This window comes from Actomonas spartinae, from assembly GCF_051209155.1.
In the GTDB taxonomy this organism is placed as follows: domain Bacteria; phylum Verrucomicrobiota; class Verrucomicrobiia; order Opitutales; family Opitutaceae; genus Actomonas.
In genome coordinates, this window is the sequence record NZ_JBPJGB010000001.1 from 983,469 (window position 1) to 998,000 (window position 14,532).

Genomic DNA, 14,532 nt, shown 5'->3' on the forward strand with positions numbered 1-14,532 from the left:
AATGGCGCGAGGGTTTTTGACCGACTGGCGGCGGCCCCGGTTTAGCTCCGGTAATCGGCGTTTTCCGTCACGTATTCGTGCGTCAAATCACCGCCGTAGATCGTGGCCTCCGCGGAACCGGACCCGAGGTTCACCTCGATCTCCACACACCTCTCGTGCACGGGGAAGTCGACCGGCGGGCTGAACACGGCGTCGGCGGTCGGCCGGCTCTCGTAGAGTTCGGCGTCGCGCAAATGGCGGACGAGCGCCTCCTCCTTGGTGGGATTGAGGCGAAATACGCCGTCGGCGAAAATCTCCTGCCCGCCCATGGTCAGGCGAAGGGCGTCCATACGGGGTGTCGTTTCGAGTTCCCCCAAGGACTTGCCGATGGCTTGCACCAGACGGCCGACGTTGGGGTCGTTGCCCGCCACGGCGCATTTGAAAAGTGGAGCATTGACGATTGCCTTGCCCAGGCGGACGGCGAGTCGGCGGTCGGAGGCGCCGGTCACGCGCACGCGCATGACATGGCGGATCCCTTCGCCGTTGCGCACCACATCCTCGGCGAGGTCGGCGCAGATGGACTTAAGGGCAGCGCGGAACGCCGCATGGTCAACCGGCCCGGCTTGGCCGCTCGAAATCAGTGCGACGGTGTCCGAAGTGCTGGTGTCGCTGTCGACGCTGATGCAATTGAAGCTCTCATCGACAGCCTCCTGCAGCATGGTCCGCAACGCCTCGCGGGGCACCGCGAGATCGGTCAGGATGTAGACAAGCATGGTCGCCAAGTTCGGCTCGATCATACCCGCGCCCTTCGCAATGCCGATGATGCGACCGCCCCCCAGCTCAATCGAACGCACTTTGGGGTAAAGGTCGGTGGTGACGATGCCGTCCGCGGCGGGAAGAATGGATTCGTTTTGCAGTGCGGCGACCGCGTCGGGCAGGGCGGCCATCATCGCATCCGCCGGGAGTGACCAACCGATGACGCCAGTCGAGCTGGGCAGGATCTGGCTGGGGGCGAGACCGAGTTCTCCGGCGATCGCGCTACAGATGCGCTCGGCGGTTTCTTCACCGCCGGGTGCGCAAACGTTGGAGATCTTGTTGTTGATCAGGATGGCGCCGAGGGATGGTTCGGCGAGGCGGCGGCGGCCCACTTTGATCGGCGCGCCCGGGAAAGCGTTGCGGGTAAAGACGGCGGCAAAGTCCGGCGTGGGCTCATCAAGCGCGATCAGGGTGAGCGTCATCTTGGCCGGCTTGGGGGCCTCGATTGGAGTGAAACTGAGGCGGCTGGTGCCGACGCGAAACCCGCGGGGGAGGGCGCTCTGGCTGGCGAGCCAAGCGCGATGGCTATCTCGATCGGTGAAGGTGAGTTGGGTGCTCGGCACGGGCTGACAAGTGGCCGAGGCCCGCGCTGGTGTTAAGCCGATTCTTCACGCGCCGTTGTCGGCGCCCCGCAGTTTTGCATCGAAAAACCCTTGGCTGCGCTCATAACCCCGAAGCTCGTTTTGTCTTCGCCGGGTTCACGGCGGATCAACTCGCCTCGCTCGCCATGAACGTCGAAGAAATTACCGCCAAGGCCAAGGTCCTGCTCGAGGCCCTGCCCTACATTCAGAACTTCCGTGGTTCCACCTTCGTGGTGAAATACGGCGGCAGTTTCATGGACGATCCGAATCCGGAGGTGCGCAGTCGGGTTGCCTACGACATCGCCTTTTTTGCAGCCTGTGGCATCAACACGGTGGTCGTGCACGGCGGTGGCAAAGCGATCACCAAGGCCATGGCCGAGTCGGGTCTGCAGGCGACGTTTATCGGCGGCATGCGGGTGACTGACGAAGCGACGGTCAACATCGTGCGTCGCACCCTCAACGAAGTGGTGAATCCGGAGGTTTGCACCGCGATCACCGAGGCTCGGGGCAAACCCAAGGGCATGCCCGGCGACGAGGTGCTCCTGTGTCGCAAGTTGCAACAGGATGAGGAAGGCAACCCGATCGATCTCGGTTACGTGGGCGAGGTCACCGAGGTGAAAGTGAAGCTCATCAAGAAGGCGATTGCCGACGGCCTCATCCCGGTGATTTCTCCGGTGGCGATCGACCATGAGGGGCATCCCCACAACGTGAATGCCGACATGGCGGCCGGTCGTGTCGCGAGCGCCCTGCGCGCCCGGCGTTTGGTCTACATGAGCGACGTCCCCGGGCTGCTGAGCGATCCGGCCGATCCCAAGTCGCTCATCTCGACGCTCAAAATTTCGGAGGTCGACGGCCTGCGGGAGTCCGGCGTCATCAGCAAAGGCATGTTGCCCAAAGTGGGCGGGGCCATGCGCGCGCTCCAGGATGGGGTGCACCGGGTCCACTTCATCGACGGCCGGCTCCCGCACTCCCTGTTGCTCGAGATCTTCACCGACAAAGGCATCGGCACCGAAATCGTGCACGGTTGACCGGATTTTTGATTTTGGAATCTCGATTTTCGATTGGCGGCGCGAACACGCGAAACCGTTAGATCGATGGTCCATCGATTCCGGTGATCGAAATTCCAGACTCAAAAATCGAAAATTCCCATGTCCGCTGAGATTACCCGCCCGTCCACCGCCGAGCATTACGACGCTTACGTCGTGCAAAACTACGGTCGCGCCCCGATCACGCTCGTGCGCGGCAAGGGCGCCAAGGTCTGGGATGACGCGGGGCGCGAGTATCTCGATTTTACCTCCGGCATCGCGGTCAGCGCGCTCGGTCACTGCCATCCCCACTGGGTCGGTCAAGTGCAGCGGCAGGCCGGTGAGCTGATCCACGTCAGCAACCTGTTTCGCAATCCGAACCAAGGTGAACTCGCCCGTCGTTTGGTGAATCGGGCCGGACCGGGCCGGGTGTTTTTTTGCAACAGTGGCGCCGAGGCCAACGAGGCCTTGCTGAAACTCGCCCGCTTGCACGGACGGAAGAAGGCCGGCGGCGAGGAAGGCAAGTGCTACAAAGTTCTCTGCGCGGAGAAGGCGTTTCACGGTCGCACCTTCGGCGGCATGAGCGCGACGCCGCAGGAAAAGATTCAGGGCGGCTTCCGTCCTTTGGTGCCGGGATTCGCCTTCGGCAAACTCAACGACCTGCAAAGCTTCGCCGATCTCATCGACGAGAACACGGCGGCGATCTTCATCGAAACGATTCAGGGTGAGGGCGGCGTAAATCCGGCCACCCCGGAATTCCTGCGCGGCCTGCGCAAGCTCTGCAACGAGCACAACCTGCTGCTCATGCTCGACGAGGTGCAATGCGGCATTGGCCGGACCGGAACGTTCTACGCCTACGAACAGGCCGACGTGCGGCCGGACGCCATCGGCATGGCCAAGGGCCTCGGGGGCGGTTTTCCGATCGGCGCCGTGTGGATCAGCGAAGGCTCGTCGGACCTCTTCAAACCGGGCTCACACGGCACGACCTTTGGCGGCACGCCCTTGGCCTGCGCGGCGGCTTTGGCGGTGCTCGATATCATCGAGCGCGAGGATCTGCTGGCCCATGTCACGAAGGCCAGCGTCGTCTGGCACCAGCAGTTACAAGGGCTGGTGGCCAAGTTTCCGCAGCATCTCGAAGGCGTGCGCGGTCTGGGTTTCATGGTCGGTCTGCAGATGAAGGACGATGCCGCCGCGTGGGTGGGGGCATTGCGCGATGCGGGCCTGCTCGTGCCGATGGCCGGCGGCAACGTCGTGCGTCTGCTGCCGCCGCTCAACGCCACCGTGGCCGAACTTGAGCGCGCCGTTTTGGTGATCGACCAAGTGCTGGCGGCGCGCCGCTGATCGTCGCCAAACGCGCCATCGAACCGTCACGTCCGGAGGTGGGTTTTACGCTGGCGACGGACCCGCCCGTTTGCCAAGTTTGGCCCTTTTCCCCATGAAGCACTTCCTCAAAGAGACCGACCTGAAGGCCCATGAAGCGGCCGAGGTCTTCGCATTGGCCCGCGACCTCAAAGCCAAGCGCGGGCGGCACACACCGCCGGTTTTGGCGGGGCAGACGTGGGCCTTGATCTTTTCCAAGTCCAGCACCCGCACGCGCGTGTCGTTCGAGGTCGGCATCCACGAGCTGGGGGGCAACCCGCTCTTTCTGAATCGCAACGACATCCAGCTCGGTCGCGGAGAGTCGATCGAGGACACCGCCAAAGTGTTGTCGCGATTCGTGCACGGGCTGATTGTTCGCACCTACGACCACAGTGATGTGGAGCGCCTCGCGGCGGCGGGCTCGGTGCCGGTGATCAACGCGTTGACCGATTTCCTCCATCCCTGCCAGATCTACACCGACGCCTTCACCATGGCGGAGCGGTGGGCTGCGCCGGGGGGCGACCTGATGGCCTCGCTCAAGGGCCGCAAGATTGCCTTCCTCGGCGACACAGCCTGCAACATGGCCAACTCCTGGATTCTCGGCGCGGGCCTCTTTGGCATGCACTGCGCCTTGGCCGGTCCGGCCGAGTTCGCACCCGGTCAGGAAATCAAGGACCTCGTGGCCAAGGAGGGTTTCAGCGAAGACATTTACTCCTTTACCACCGATCCCTTCGAAGCGGTGAAAGACGCCGATGTCGTTTACACCGACGTGTGGGTGAGCATGGGCAAGGAAGAGGAAACCAAAGCCCGCGTCGTGCAGATGACACCCTACCAGGTGACCGAGGAACTCTTCGCCGCCGCCAAACCCGACGCGCTGTTCATGCACTGCTTGCCGGCGCACCCGGATGAGGAAGTCACCCAAGGTGTGTTGGACAACCCGCGCAGCATCATCTTCGACCAAGCCGAGAACCGGCTGCACACCCAGAAGGCGATCATGGCGGTGTTGGCGCAGAGGCCCCGCGCCTAAAATTCCAGCACGAGGATGTAGCCGTCGGCGCGTTTGCGGAAGGAACCCGCATTCAAGTCGCCGTCATCGATCGCGGCGTCGACCGTCTGCATGACCGTATCATCCGCGTTGGGTTGATACACGGACAGGCCGGCCGCGTAGCCAAATTGGTTGAGGTCCCAGTCCCAGTTGCCGCCCAGCGAGGTCGTTTGACCCCAGCGATTGAGGTTCATGTAACCGCTCATTTCAGTGGGCATGGCCGCCGCGCCGTCCGGCGGCCACCCGCCAGTTTCCAGCGCGTAGGTTTCGAAGGCATCTTTCCCGATCCGCAGATCGTTGATGAAGGTAGTCACTCTCGCCTTCTGGCGCACGCGGTTGAAAGCTGGAATCGCCAACGCGGCCAGCAGCCCGATGATCACCACCACAATCATGATCTCCACGAGGGTAAATGCAGACCGACGGTCGCGGTGGGACGGGGAAAGGGGGGGGGAGGCGCGCATGGTATTCGCGAGACGGCCGCGATGTTTGTTTATGGCCATTGATTTGCCAATACTGCAGTGCGTCAACGAATGGTGAATTTCCGCCGACCACGGTGCGGGCGGTTTCCGGAAAATACTTTGCAGGCCGCTGGTGGAGCGGCGTAAAACGTCCGTCCTTTTACTCATGAAAATCGTCCTCGCATACTCGGGTGGCCTCGACACCTCGGTCATCGTCAAATGGCTCAAGGAAACTTACGGAGCCGAAATCGTTACTTTTGCGGCCGACGTCGGCCAGGAAGAGGAGCTGAAAGGCCTCAGTGCCAAGGCGCGCAAGACCGGCGCCTCGAAGCACTACACGCTCAACCTCGTCGAGGAATTTGCGTCCGACTACATCTACCCGATGATCCGCGCCAACGCGATCTACGAGGGTCAATATTACCTCGGCACCTCGATCGCCCGTCCGCTCATCGCCAAGGCGCAGGTGGACATCGCGCGTAAGGAAAATGCGGATACCGTCGCCCACGGCGCCACCGGCAAGGGCAACGACCAGTGCCGTTTTGAGCTCACCTACATGGCGCTCGCTCCGGACCTCACCATCATCGCGCCGTGGAAGATGGACAACTACCGCGAGGCCTTCCCGGGCCGCACGGAGATGATCAACTACTGCCGTGACCACAAGATCCCGGTCGAGGCCTCTGCCAAGAAGCCTTACTCGATGGACCGCAACCTCCTGCACATCTCCTACGAGGCCGGCATCCTGGAAGACCCGTGGTTCGATCCGACCACCAAGGCCAACAAGGACATGTTCAAGCTGTCCGTTTCCCCCGAGGACGCGCCGGACAAGCCCGAGTATGTTGAACTCGATTTCGAGCAGGGCAACTGCGTGCGGGTCAACGGCAAGAAGATGACCCCGGGCAAGGTGCTCAAGACCCTCAACGCCCTTGGTGGCAAGCACGGCATCGGCCGCGTCGACTTGGTCGAGAACCGCTTCGTCGGCATGAAATCCCGCGGCGTCTACGAGACCCCGGGCGGCACGATCCTCATGCAGGCCCACCGCCAGGTGGAGTCGCTCACCATGGACCGCGACCTCATGCATCTGCGCGACAGCCTCATCCCGAAGTATGCCGAGTTGGTCTACTACGGTTTCTGGTTCGCCCCCGAGCGCGAAGCGCTGCAGGCCCTCGTGGACAAGAGCCAGGACTGCGTGACCGGCACCGTTCGCCTCAAGCTCTACAAGGGCAACATCATCACCGTCGGCCGCAAATCGAAGTATAGCCTCTACGACGAGAACATCGCGTCGATGGAAGGCGTGCAGAGCTGGTATAACCAGAACGACGCCACCGGCTTCATCCGCCTCAACGGTCTGCGTCTCCGCGCCCGCGCCCTCGCGCAGGGCGGCCCGAAGCAGGACTGAGGTCGGCTCGCAATCTTTGGCCGGGCTTCGCCGTTGGCGGAGCCCGGCTTTTTTGGGTTCAAACCGGTCTGGGCGTGCTTCCGACTGGAACGTGTGAAGTCGGGATCCAAACTCACGAGTATGCGCCGATTTCTGCCCCTGTTGTTCGCGAGCCTTGCCGCCTGGACCTTCGCCCAAAGTGCTCCGCCCGCGCCGCCGGCGGAGATTCACGATTTTGATTTTTGGATCGGGGACTGGGAAGTGACCGCGAAGGGCAAAGTCGCGGGTTATAACCGCATTGAACCCATCCTCGGCGGCCGGGTGCTGCAGGAGAATTACACGACTCCCGGTGCCTACGCCGGGCACAGCTTCAACCTCTACAACGCGCCGGCGAAGCGCTGGGAGCAGTATTGGGTCGATGTGACCGGCCTTTCGCTGCACCTCACCGGTGGATTGAACGAAACCGGTGCGATGGTCCTGCAGGGCGACCGCGTGCAGCCGGATGGTTCGACGGTAACTGATCGGATCACCTGGACGCCCAACGCCGACGGCACCGTGCGCCAACACTGGGAAGTCAGCGAAGACGGCGGCGCCACGTGGTCGACGGCCTTCGACGGGCTTTACTCGCCGCGGGAGTCGGCGGATTGAGGCCCCGCGGGCCGGCCGAAATTCGCGCGGGACAAAGCGCCGCGGTTTGGCGTAGCCTGCGGCCATGAACCTGCCCCTGTTCCACCCCGCCGCCTTCCTCCGTCGCGTCGTTTTGACGATGGCGTTTCTGGGGCTGACCGCCCTGGCCGGCGCGCAAATGGAGGACTCGCTCAAAGGGATTTGGACCATCATCGACGAAACCCCGGCGCTCATGAACCCGCGGAATTCGGAGCGCTTCGTCATTCAGCAGGTGTCGGTCGGGGAGTCGCAGTGGGCCGATGGCTCCTTTTCCCTGCGCTGGCCGAGCGAACCACGCCCGGAGCGCGGCTACTTCAGCAACAAGAACGGCCGCGTGTGGATCACCACCTATCGCTGGGTGGATAACGAACGCGTGCGGGTCGAATATCGCGGCGAGATCAAACACGCCGACGGCAAGACCACGTGGGAAGGCATGGCCACCACCACCGGCGGCAAGCGCACCAGCTGGGAGTTCATCGCGACGCTCACCCAGTAGCCTGGCGTCCGATCCGGGATGGAACGCTGTAGCCGGAGTCGTTGACCCCGGTTCGTCCGTAACCAACTCCCTGATACAAAAAAGCCGGGGGTGACGACCCCGGCTTCAGTGGCGGAACAGGGAGTTGCTTAGAACAGCGAATTTGCGGCGACGCCCACGGCGGTGATCGGGCCTTGGTCGGCCATGCCGTCGACAGCGCGATTCACCTTCTGCACCGCGTTTTGCGCCTCGATAAACAGGCTGTCGTCGTTGATGAGGCGGCCGAGCGTGCCTTCGCCACTGTTCAGTTTGGTCGAGAGCGCCTTCAGGTTCTCGGACGTGACGCGAATGTTCTCCGCGATGCTGTCGTCGTAGAGCAGGGTGCCGAGCGTGCCGTTGCCCTCCTTGACCTGCGCGACGAGACCCTGCGCGTCGCTCATGAAGGTGCGGGCCTCGGCGGCGGCGCCGCGGATTTCTTCAATCGCGGCGATCAACTCGGTATAGCCGGCGTCGTCGGACAGGAGCTTGCCGAGCGTGCCTTCGCCGTCCTTCAGCCGTTGCGAGACGACTTCCAGGTTGGTGGTGATGGTCGCAATCCGGGAGCCGTTTTCGTCGACCATGGTGCCAAGCTTGCCCATCAGGCTGTCGCTCGAACCGTCGGTGCCGAGCGCGCCGGTGAACTGGCTGAGCGCCTGCTCCACCTTGCGACCGACTTCGCCGATCTGGGAAACGACGGTGTTGAGGTCCGGTGTGTCCTGCGAACGCAGCACGCTGCCCGGTTCGATCGTCGGGGCCTCGCCGGCGCCGAGCGTGAGGGAGACGTAGTTGCTGCCCAACAAACCCGACATCGCGATGGTGGCGACGGAGTCGGACGGCACGTCGACGGTGTCGCTGATCTGCAGCACGGCCTCGGCGAAGCGGCCGTTGAGGCGCGTTTCCTTGACGATGCCCACGGCGACGCCGGCCATGCGCACTTCGTCGCCGGACTTCAGCTCCTTGATCGTGGCGAAGCGGGCGGTGAGTTCGTAGGACTTGTCGGAGTCCAGTGCGTTGCCGGAGAGGGCTTCGAAGGTCACCCAGATGAGGGCGAGTCCGAGTAGGAAAAACAGCCCCACACGGGCTGACATTTGGGCATTGTTCATGATGAGGCCTCCAGGGATTTGAAACGGGGATTGGCGATATCGATTCGCGGATTGAGAAATTCGGTGACGATGGGGTCCTCGCTCGCCCGCAGGTCGGCAGGCGGAGCGACGATGGCGGTGCGGCCCTGGTGCAGCAGGGCCACGCGGTCGGCGATGGTGAGCGACAGGTCGCGATCGTGAGAGACGACGATGCTGGTGACCGCGTATTCTTCGCGCAGGTTCGCGATGATTTCGGCGATGGTGGCCGACATGATCGGATCGAGCTCCGAAGTCGGTTCGTCGTAGAGCAGCACCTGCGGCTCCATCACGAGGGCGCGGGCGATGGCGACGCGTTTGCGCATGCCGCCGGAAAGTTCGGAAGGCATTTTCTGCGCGGCGTGCTCGATCGAGAGGATACGCAGCGCCCGCATCACGCGGTCGTGAATCTCTTTCTTCGGGCAAAGCATGTGCTCGAGCGGATAAAGCGCGAGGTTGTCGTAGACGGAGAGGGAGTTGAGCAGGGCGCCGGATTGGAAGACCAGCGCGAGGGCGAAACGGTTGCGCGTCTCGGGCAGCGTCGGGTCGTGACCGTTGATGTCGATCGTGCCGGCGGTGGGCACCTCGAGTCCGGCGATGTGGCGCAGCAAGACGCTCTTGCCGGAGCCGCTGGGGCCCATGATCACGAAGATCTCGCCGGGTTCCACCTGGAACGAGATGTCTTCCAACACCTGCTGCGAGCCGTAGCGCTTCGCCACGCCGTCGATGTTGACCGCGACGGGACCGCGATCAGCACGCTCGGGAAAAGGAGTGCGGGAGAGAGGCATGGCGGCTTAGGCGAGGAGCTTGGTGATGAAGTAGTCGAGGGTCAGGATCGCGATGAGCGACAGCACCACCGACTTGGTGACGGCGAGACCGATTTCGCGCGGACCGCCGCGGGTGCGCAGGCCGGTGTTGCAGGCGATCATCATGATCACGAAGCCGAAGATCTCAGCTTTGATGATGCCATCCAGGATGTCCTTGCGGGAGACGAACTCCTGCAGCGCGCGGAAGAATTGATCGCCGGAGATGCCGATGAAGGCGACGTATTCGCAGACCACCGCGCCGCCGAACCAACCGATGAGATTGGCCAGGATCGTAAGGACCGGCATGATGAGCAACACCGCGAGGAGCCGCGGCAGCACGAGCAGGCGCTCCGGCGGGATGTTCATCGTGATCAGCGCGTCCACCTCGGAGTTCACGCGCATGGACGCGAGCTCGGCGGTCACGGCGCTGCCGACGCGACCGGCCAGCAGGATGGCGACCATGACCGGGCCGAGTTCGCGGGCCATGGATTCGCCGACGAGCGCGCCGATGAGTTCCTTGGCGCCGAAGTCGCGGAAACTGATGCCGGCCTGCAGCGCCAGCACGGCGCCGATGAAGAAGCACAGCACGCTGACAATGGGCAGCGAAGCGTAGCCGGCCATGTAACCCTGTTCGGCGGTGCGTTTGAGGATGCGAGGGGCGGCGGGCAACATGACAAAGGCACGCCAGGTCATGACCAGTCCGCTGCCGAAGGCCTCGAAGAAGTTGTGGATGCGCGTCATGGTGCTGAGGCGGTGGAAGAAGCTTTGGCGGGCGCCCAGGCGTGGAGCTCGCCGTCGAAGGAGACGCCGAACTTGCCGGCCAAAATCGACAGGCGTTTTTCGCCCGGGGCGGTGGAAAAGGAAAGAAGCGGCCCAAGGCTGAGGGTGTGAGCGCGCTGTTCGCGGTCGCGGCGCCAACGCAGGAGATTCCAGAGCAGGCTGTGTTCGACTCGATCGGCGTTTTCGTCGGCGTCGTAGCGATAAAGCGCAAAGAGGGGCGTCCACAGTCGGCGGGTGCGTTCGTTGTGTGGGAGGAAGACTTCGATGGGGCTTAGCACCTGCACCTGCTTGCGCCCGGCCCCGTTGTCCCAGGCGCTGAAAAGCGGCCAGAGGTGGGTTTTGGACGCGGGCGGGGCGTCGGGATTGGCGAGGCTCGTCTGCACATCCGAATGGTAGAGAAAGTAGAGCAACTGGCGACGGTGGTGGGCCAAGGTCCGGTCGCGCCACATGGCCTCGCGCCACAACGGCCACATGATCCAGGTCTTCTTGTGTCCGCGGATTTCGGAATGGGAGTAGAACGGCGCCCAGCGATTGACGGTGCGGTTCTCACCGCGGCCCTGCACCCACAGCGGCCACAGGTAGTGGGTAGCGTGGTAGCGATAGGGATCGGTGCGATCGACGTATCCAAAAAATGGCCACAGATAGGTTTCGCTCACGTAACCCTCGGAGCGGTCGAGGGCGTAGAAAGGCAGGAATCCCGTCTGCAGTTTCACCGGCGCATCGACCGGGCCGGTGCGTTTGCGATAGTAGAGTGGCCAGACGGCAAAACTCTCCGCATAGCCGCCGTCGAGCGCCGCGCGATGGCCGCCGAGCGGCCAGAACTCAAAGCCGCGTTGTTCCTCGCCACTGATCGTTTTGATGAAGGGCCACGGGGTCGTGGTCGTGACGACGTCGCCCTTTTCGAAGCGACCGTAGAGCGGAAACAACGCAAACTGCAGGCGGTCCTGGCCAAAACGTTGCGGGATGTCGCCGTAGAGCGGGAACAGCGCGTGGTAGTCATCCTCGGCCTCCACTTCGCTGTCCCGCGAGAAGTAAAAGGGCCAGGCGTCGAAACGAGTCACGCCGGTCGCGTCGCTGCGCTCGTGGTTGATGAGGTTGAAGAACGACCAACGATCATTCTCGGCGGCGGGAGTCACCTCGCGATGCCACAGCGGATACAGGAAGCTCGTGGAGATCAGCTCGCCCTTTTGATTTCGCACTTCGTCCCACAGCGGGCGAAAACCGGTCACGGTGTGACCCTCGCTGGTCGGGCCGCGAAACCAGAAGGGCCCGACATCGACGGCCGGCTTCGGCTCAGCCGCCAGCCCCAGCGCGCCGACCGCGAGGGCCAGCGCACCCAACCGTGAAACGGGGCGGCAGATGTGATGAAGCATGGATTGGAAAGAGAGTCTCGAAGGGCCGGAAAGCATCCCGCGAGACATTTAATTAGGCACCTAACTATGTAGCAGGTTCCCTAAACGCAACCGACAGCGGGCACTTCACCTCGAATTTTAGCGGACGGGGTGAAAACGGACTCTACGCAAAGGTGCGCAAATCCGGTGAAGCGGTTCAGACCGCGAGCGATTCTCCCGGTTCGAGCGTGCGAAACATGCGTTCCGGCACCCCGATTTCGGCGAGCGCCTCCCGCAGCGCTTTGACCGGAGCGTCGATCGCTTCGTCGGTGAGCTGAAAGGAGCCCCAGTGGATGCCGATACTGCGGGAGGCGCCCACAGTCCGGTGGATGCGGACGGCCTCGGCTGGATTGCAGTGTTGTTCGGCCATGAACCAACGAGGTTCGTAAGCCCCGATCGGGATGAGGGCGAGATCCGGTGGGCCGCAGCGCTCGCGCACATCGCCGAAAAAGTGATCATCCCACGCGGTGTCACCGGTGTAGAACACGGTGCGGCCGCCGGCGTGGATGAAGAATCCCGACCACAGGCGATGGTTGCGGCTGCCGCTGAGACGGTTGCTCCAGTGGCGGGCAGGGGTGGCCCGCACGTGGAAGCCGGCTCCGATCTCGTGGGCCTCCCACCAGTCCAGCTCGACGATCCGGTCGTCGGTAAATCCGAATCGGCGCAGCAGCGCGCCGTTGCCCAGCGGCGTGATCACCAACGGCGGTTCCGGCAACGCCGCGAAACGGCGCAGGGTGGGCGCGTCGCAGTGGTCGTAGTGGTCGTGGCTGAGCAGGATGACGCGAATCGGCGGCAGATCGTCCCAAGCGACCCCGGGCGGGTGCACGCGCTGTGGGCCGGCCCAGGAAAACGGACTCACGCGCTCGCTGAGCACCGGGTCGGTGAGCACGTTGCCGTGGCGGGTTTGGAGCAGCACCGAGGAGTGGTTGATCCACGTGGCGGTGATCGTGCCGTCGGTGGGAGCCGGCGGCAGCGGGTGGGTTTTGACCTCGATCGAGGCCGGCCAGGCGCTGCCGCGCGAGGTCAGTTTCCAACGCAGCACATCCAGCCACGACCGGTTCGTGTGCGACCGGGGATTAAAGAAGCGGCGACCATCGCAATGGTCGGAGATGGGAAATGTGCGGGAGGCAGCCATGGGACGAGCGCGGAGGCGGGAGACGGAAGCCGGCGGGACGTTGTCTCCTTACGTCGCGGGGGTGAAGCGCAGATTTTATGCAAATTGGCCCATGCCGGTTTTTTATGACGCGGGACGCCTTGCTTCGCGTTTGCCAACCCGCCGACGAAACTGTGCGCTGCGCCGATGCGAATCAGTGGAGGCGTGGCCAGAGGAATCACCTTGCAGGTCCCCAAGGGCGACGCGGTGCGACCGGCGACCGACGGGATGCGCCAAGCCGTGTTCTCCAGTCTCGGCGCGCGGGTGGAGGGGGCGCGCTTTTTGGATCTCTTTGCCGGCAGCGGCGCCTACGGGCTGGAGGCGCTGAGTCGCGGCGCCGTCGGCGGGATGTGGGTGGAGCAACACCGGCGCACGGTCGCGTTGTTGAAGCAGAACCTGGCCGCGGTGTGCCGGAGCTTGGGGCGGACGGTCGATGGTGAGTTGCAGGTGGTGGCAGGTGATGCGCTCACGGTTCCGTGGCCGGAAAGGGAGGCGGCGCCGGACCTCGTTTTCATCGATCCGCCGTATCCGATCATCGAAACGGTCGCGCCGAAGCTTTTCGCGCGCATGGCGGAACGTTGGACCGACGCCACTGCGGCACCGCTGGTGCTCTTTGAGTTGCCCGGAGAACTGGAGCTCGCGCCGCCGGGCTGGGACTGCGTGCGTCGGGTGGGGAAGGGAAAGCGCCAGCCTTCGGTGGCCGTCTTCAGTCGGCAGCCGTAGCGCGGGTGGCGTTGAGCAAGGTCATTGCAGCCGTGACCGCGGTTTCCAACCGCAGCACCCGGTCGCCGAGGTGCCGCCGCTGCGCGCCCTGCTCGGCCAGGATGGCGCGGTCGCGATCGTCCCAACCGCGTTCGGGGCCCAGACACAGGACAACCGGGCCGTTGGCCGCGGAGAGTTTGGTCGCGTGCAGCGGTGTGTCGGCACCGTAGTTGTCGAGCGAGAGGAGGGACGCGCCGGCTGGGGTTTTTTGCAGGGCGGTGGCGAGATCGTGGTGCCAGGTCACCTCGGGCAGATGGGTGTCGAAAGCCTGGGCGGCGCCGGCGATCACGTGCCGCCGCCACGCGTCCTTTTGCCACAAGGAACTGGTCGCATAATTCGGATCACTGCGTGCGGTGGCGACGAAGTGGAGCGCGGTCGCGCCCAAGGTGGTGGCGTCGCGCAGGATGTCGCGGGCGGTCTGCGGCCGTGGCAGCCCGATGATGAGGATGGTCGGCGGCGGCGCCGGGTGCGGCGGCGCCCAGTCGAATGCGAGCTGGACGGCCGCGGCTGCGATCGCGGTGACCTTGGCTTTGCCGCGCGGCCCGTTGAGGAGGCCCACGTCGAGCTCGTCGCCCACGTCGCGGCGCAGAACCCGCAGGATGTGTTGCGCGCGTTCGTCCGTGCGGGCGAGCGGTTGGTCGAGTTCGCTCTGGTCGAAGAGGACGATATTCATGGCGCCGATTCCCGCTGGGCCCGCCAGCCGA

15 protein-coding genes are annotated in these 14,532 nt (G+C 64.0%); 7 read left to right on the plus strand and 8 right to left on the minus strand.

Features of this window, described 5'->3' with window-relative positions:
* Positions 1-41: 41 nt before the first annotated feature.
* A complete protein-coding gene (argJ, locus tag AC0MRV_RS03940; protein WP_472763131.1) occupies positions 42-1,358 on the minus strand; it encodes a bifunctional glutamate N-acetyltransferase/amino-acid acetyltransferase ArgJ in 1,317 nt (438 codons plus the stop codon).
* Between the two features lie 164 nt (positions 1,359-1,522).
* Here argJ and argB point away from each other — a divergent pair, with 164 nt between their 5' ends.
* From argB to argF, 3 genes are all read left to right on the plus strand, one after another.
* Positions 1,523-2,404 carry an acetylglutamate kinase gene (gene argB / locus AC0MRV_RS03945; RefSeq protein ID WP_472763132.1) on the plus strand — a complete coding sequence of 294 codons (882 nt, stop codon included), beginning with the start codon at positions 1,523-1,525 and terminating at the stop codon, positions 2,402-2,404.
* Between the two features lie 120 nt (positions 2,405-2,524).
* A complete protein-coding gene (locus tag AC0MRV_RS03950) occupies positions 2,525-3,742 on the plus strand; it encodes an aspartate aminotransferase family protein (protein ID WP_472763133.1) in 1,218 nt (405 codons plus the stop codon).
* 94 nt (positions 3,743-3,836) lie between these two features.
* Entirely contained in the window at positions 3,837-4,787 is a 951-nt protein-coding gene (gene argF, locus AC0MRV_RS03955; protein WP_472763134.1) for an ornithine carbamoyltransferase, read from the plus strand.
* Here argF and AC0MRV_RS03960 read toward each other — a convergent pair.
* Positions 4,784-5,266 carry a prepilin-type N-terminal cleavage/methylation domain-containing protein gene (locus tag AC0MRV_RS03960; protein ID WP_472763135.1) on the minus strand — a complete coding sequence of 161 codons (483 nt, stop codon included), beginning with the start codon at positions 5,264-5,266 and terminating at the stop codon, positions 4,784-4,786. The two genes, argF and AC0MRV_RS03960, sit on opposite strands and share 4 nt — an antisense overlap.
* Before the next feature lie 163 nt (positions 5,267-5,429).
* Here AC0MRV_RS03960 and AC0MRV_RS03965 point away from each other — a divergent pair, with 163 nt between their 5' ends.
* The 3 genes from AC0MRV_RS03965 (at position 5,430) to AC0MRV_RS03975 (ending at position 7,800) form a co-directional block, all read left to right on the plus strand.
* Positions 5,430-6,659: an argininosuccinate synthase gene (locus tag AC0MRV_RS03965; protein WP_472763136.1), complete on the plus strand. Its 1,230-nt coding sequence runs from the start codon at positions 5,430-5,432 to the stop codon at positions 6,657-6,659.
* 120 nt (positions 6,660-6,779) lie between these two features.
* Entirely contained in the window at positions 6,780-7,286 is a 507-nt protein-coding gene (locus AC0MRV_RS03970; RefSeq protein WP_472763137.1) for a hypothetical protein, read from the plus strand.
* Positions 7,287-7,350: 64 nt separating this feature from the next.
* Entirely contained in the window at positions 7,351-7,800 is a 450-nt protein-coding gene (locus AC0MRV_RS03975; RefSeq protein WP_472763138.1) for a vacuolar protein sorting-associated family 26 protein, read from the plus strand.
* Positions 7,801-7,928: 128 nt separating this feature from the next.
* On the opposite strand, the gene AC0MRV_RS03980 is transcribed toward AC0MRV_RS03975, so the two are convergent.
* The 5 genes from AC0MRV_RS03980 to AC0MRV_RS04000 all read right to left on the minus strand — a co-directional run bounded on the left by AC0MRV_RS03980 (position 7,929) and on the right by AC0MRV_RS04000 (position 13,048).
* Entirely contained in the window at positions 7,929-8,921 is a 993-nt protein-coding gene (locus AC0MRV_RS03980) for an MlaD family protein (RefSeq protein WP_472763139.1), read from the minus strand.
* A complete protein-coding gene (locus AC0MRV_RS03985; RefSeq protein WP_472763140.1) occupies positions 8,918-9,724 on the minus strand; it encodes an ABC transporter ATP-binding protein in 807 nt (268 codons plus the stop codon). The genes AC0MRV_RS03980 and AC0MRV_RS03985 overlap by 4 nt, the downstream gene beginning before the upstream one ends.
* A gap of 6 nt (positions 9,725-9,730) precedes the next feature.
* A complete protein-coding gene (locus AC0MRV_RS03990) occupies positions 9,731-10,483 on the minus strand; it encodes an MlaE family ABC transporter permease (protein WP_472763141.1) in 753 nt (250 codons plus the stop codon).
* Positions 10,480-11,895: a hypothetical protein gene (locus AC0MRV_RS03995; protein ID WP_472763142.1), complete on the minus strand. Its 1,416-nt coding sequence runs from the start codon at positions 11,893-11,895 to the stop codon at positions 10,480-10,482. The genes AC0MRV_RS03990 and AC0MRV_RS03995 overlap by 4 nt, the downstream gene beginning before the upstream one ends.
* Before the next feature lie 175 nt (positions 11,896-12,070).
* Positions 12,071-13,048, minus strand: a complete 978-nt coding sequence (locus AC0MRV_RS04000) for an MBL fold metallo-hydrolase (protein WP_472763143.1) — start codon at positions 13,046-13,048, stop codon at positions 12,071-12,073.
* A gap of 165 nt (positions 13,049-13,213) precedes the next feature.
* Here AC0MRV_RS04000 and AC0MRV_RS04005 point away from each other — a divergent pair, with 165 nt between their 5' ends.
* A complete protein-coding gene (locus AC0MRV_RS04005; protein ID WP_472763144.1) occupies positions 13,214-13,789 on the plus strand; it encodes an RsmD family RNA methyltransferase in 576 nt (191 codons plus the stop codon).
* Here AC0MRV_RS04005 and AC0MRV_RS04010 read toward each other — a convergent pair.
* Entirely contained in the window at positions 13,773-14,501 is a 729-nt protein-coding gene (locus AC0MRV_RS04010; RefSeq protein WP_472763145.1) for an RsmE family RNA methyltransferase, read from the minus strand. The genes AC0MRV_RS04005 and AC0MRV_RS04010 overlap by 17 nt on opposite strands.
* Positions 14,502-14,532 lie beyond the last annotated feature (31 nt).

Coding starts and splice junctions, on each gene's coding strand:
- argB (WP_472763132.1), top strand. CDS start 1,523: ATGAACGTCGAAGAAATTACCGCCAAGGCCAAGGTCCTGCTCGAGGCC.
- AC0MRV_RS03950 (WP_472763133.1), top strand. CDS start 2,525: ATGTCCGCTGAGATTACCCGCCCGTCCACCGCCGAGCATTACGACGCT.
- argF (WP_472763134.1), top strand. CDS start 3,837: ATGAAGCACTTCCTCAAAGAGACCGACCTGAAGGCCCATGAAGCGGCC.
- AC0MRV_RS03960 (WP_472763135.1), bottom strand. CDS start 5,266: ATGCGCGCCTCCCCCCCCCTTTCCCCGTCCCACCGCGACCGTCGGTCT.
- AC0MRV_RS03965 (WP_472763136.1), top strand. CDS start 5,430: ATGAAAATCGTCCTCGCATACTCGGGTGGCCTCGACACCTCGGTCATC.
- AC0MRV_RS03970 (WP_472763137.1), top strand. CDS start 6,780: ATGCGCCGATTTCTGCCCCTGTTGTTCGCGAGCCTTGCCGCCTGGACC.
- AC0MRV_RS03975 (WP_472763138.1), top strand. CDS start 7,351: ATGAACCTGCCCCTGTTCCACCCCGCCGCCTTCCTCCGTCGCGTCGTT.
- AC0MRV_RS03980 (WP_472763139.1), bottom strand. CDS start 8,921: ATGAACAATGCCCAAATGTCAGCCCGTGTGGGGCTGTTTTTCCTACTC.
- AC0MRV_RS03985 (WP_472763140.1), bottom strand. CDS start 9,724: ATGCCTCTCTCCCGCACTCCTTTTCCCGAGCGTGCTGATCGCGGTCCC.
- AC0MRV_RS03990 (WP_472763141.1), bottom strand. CDS start 10,483: ATGACGCGCATCCACAACTTCTTCGAGGCCTTCGGCAGCGGACTGGTC.
- AC0MRV_RS03995 (WP_472763142.1), bottom strand. CDS start 11,895: ATGCTTCATCACATCTGCCGCCCCGTTTCACGGTTGGGTGCGCTGGCC.
- AC0MRV_RS04000 (WP_472763143.1), bottom strand. CDS start 13,048: ATGGCTGCCTCCCGCACATTTCCCATCTCCGACCATTGCGATGGTCGC.
- AC0MRV_RS04005 (WP_472763144.1), top strand. CDS start 13,214: ATGCGAATCAGTGGAGGCGTGGCCAGAGGAATCACCTTGCAGGTCCCC.
- AC0MRV_RS04010 (WP_472763145.1), bottom strand. CDS start 14,501: ATGAATATCGTCCTCTTCGACCAGAGCGAACTCGACCAACCGCTCGCC.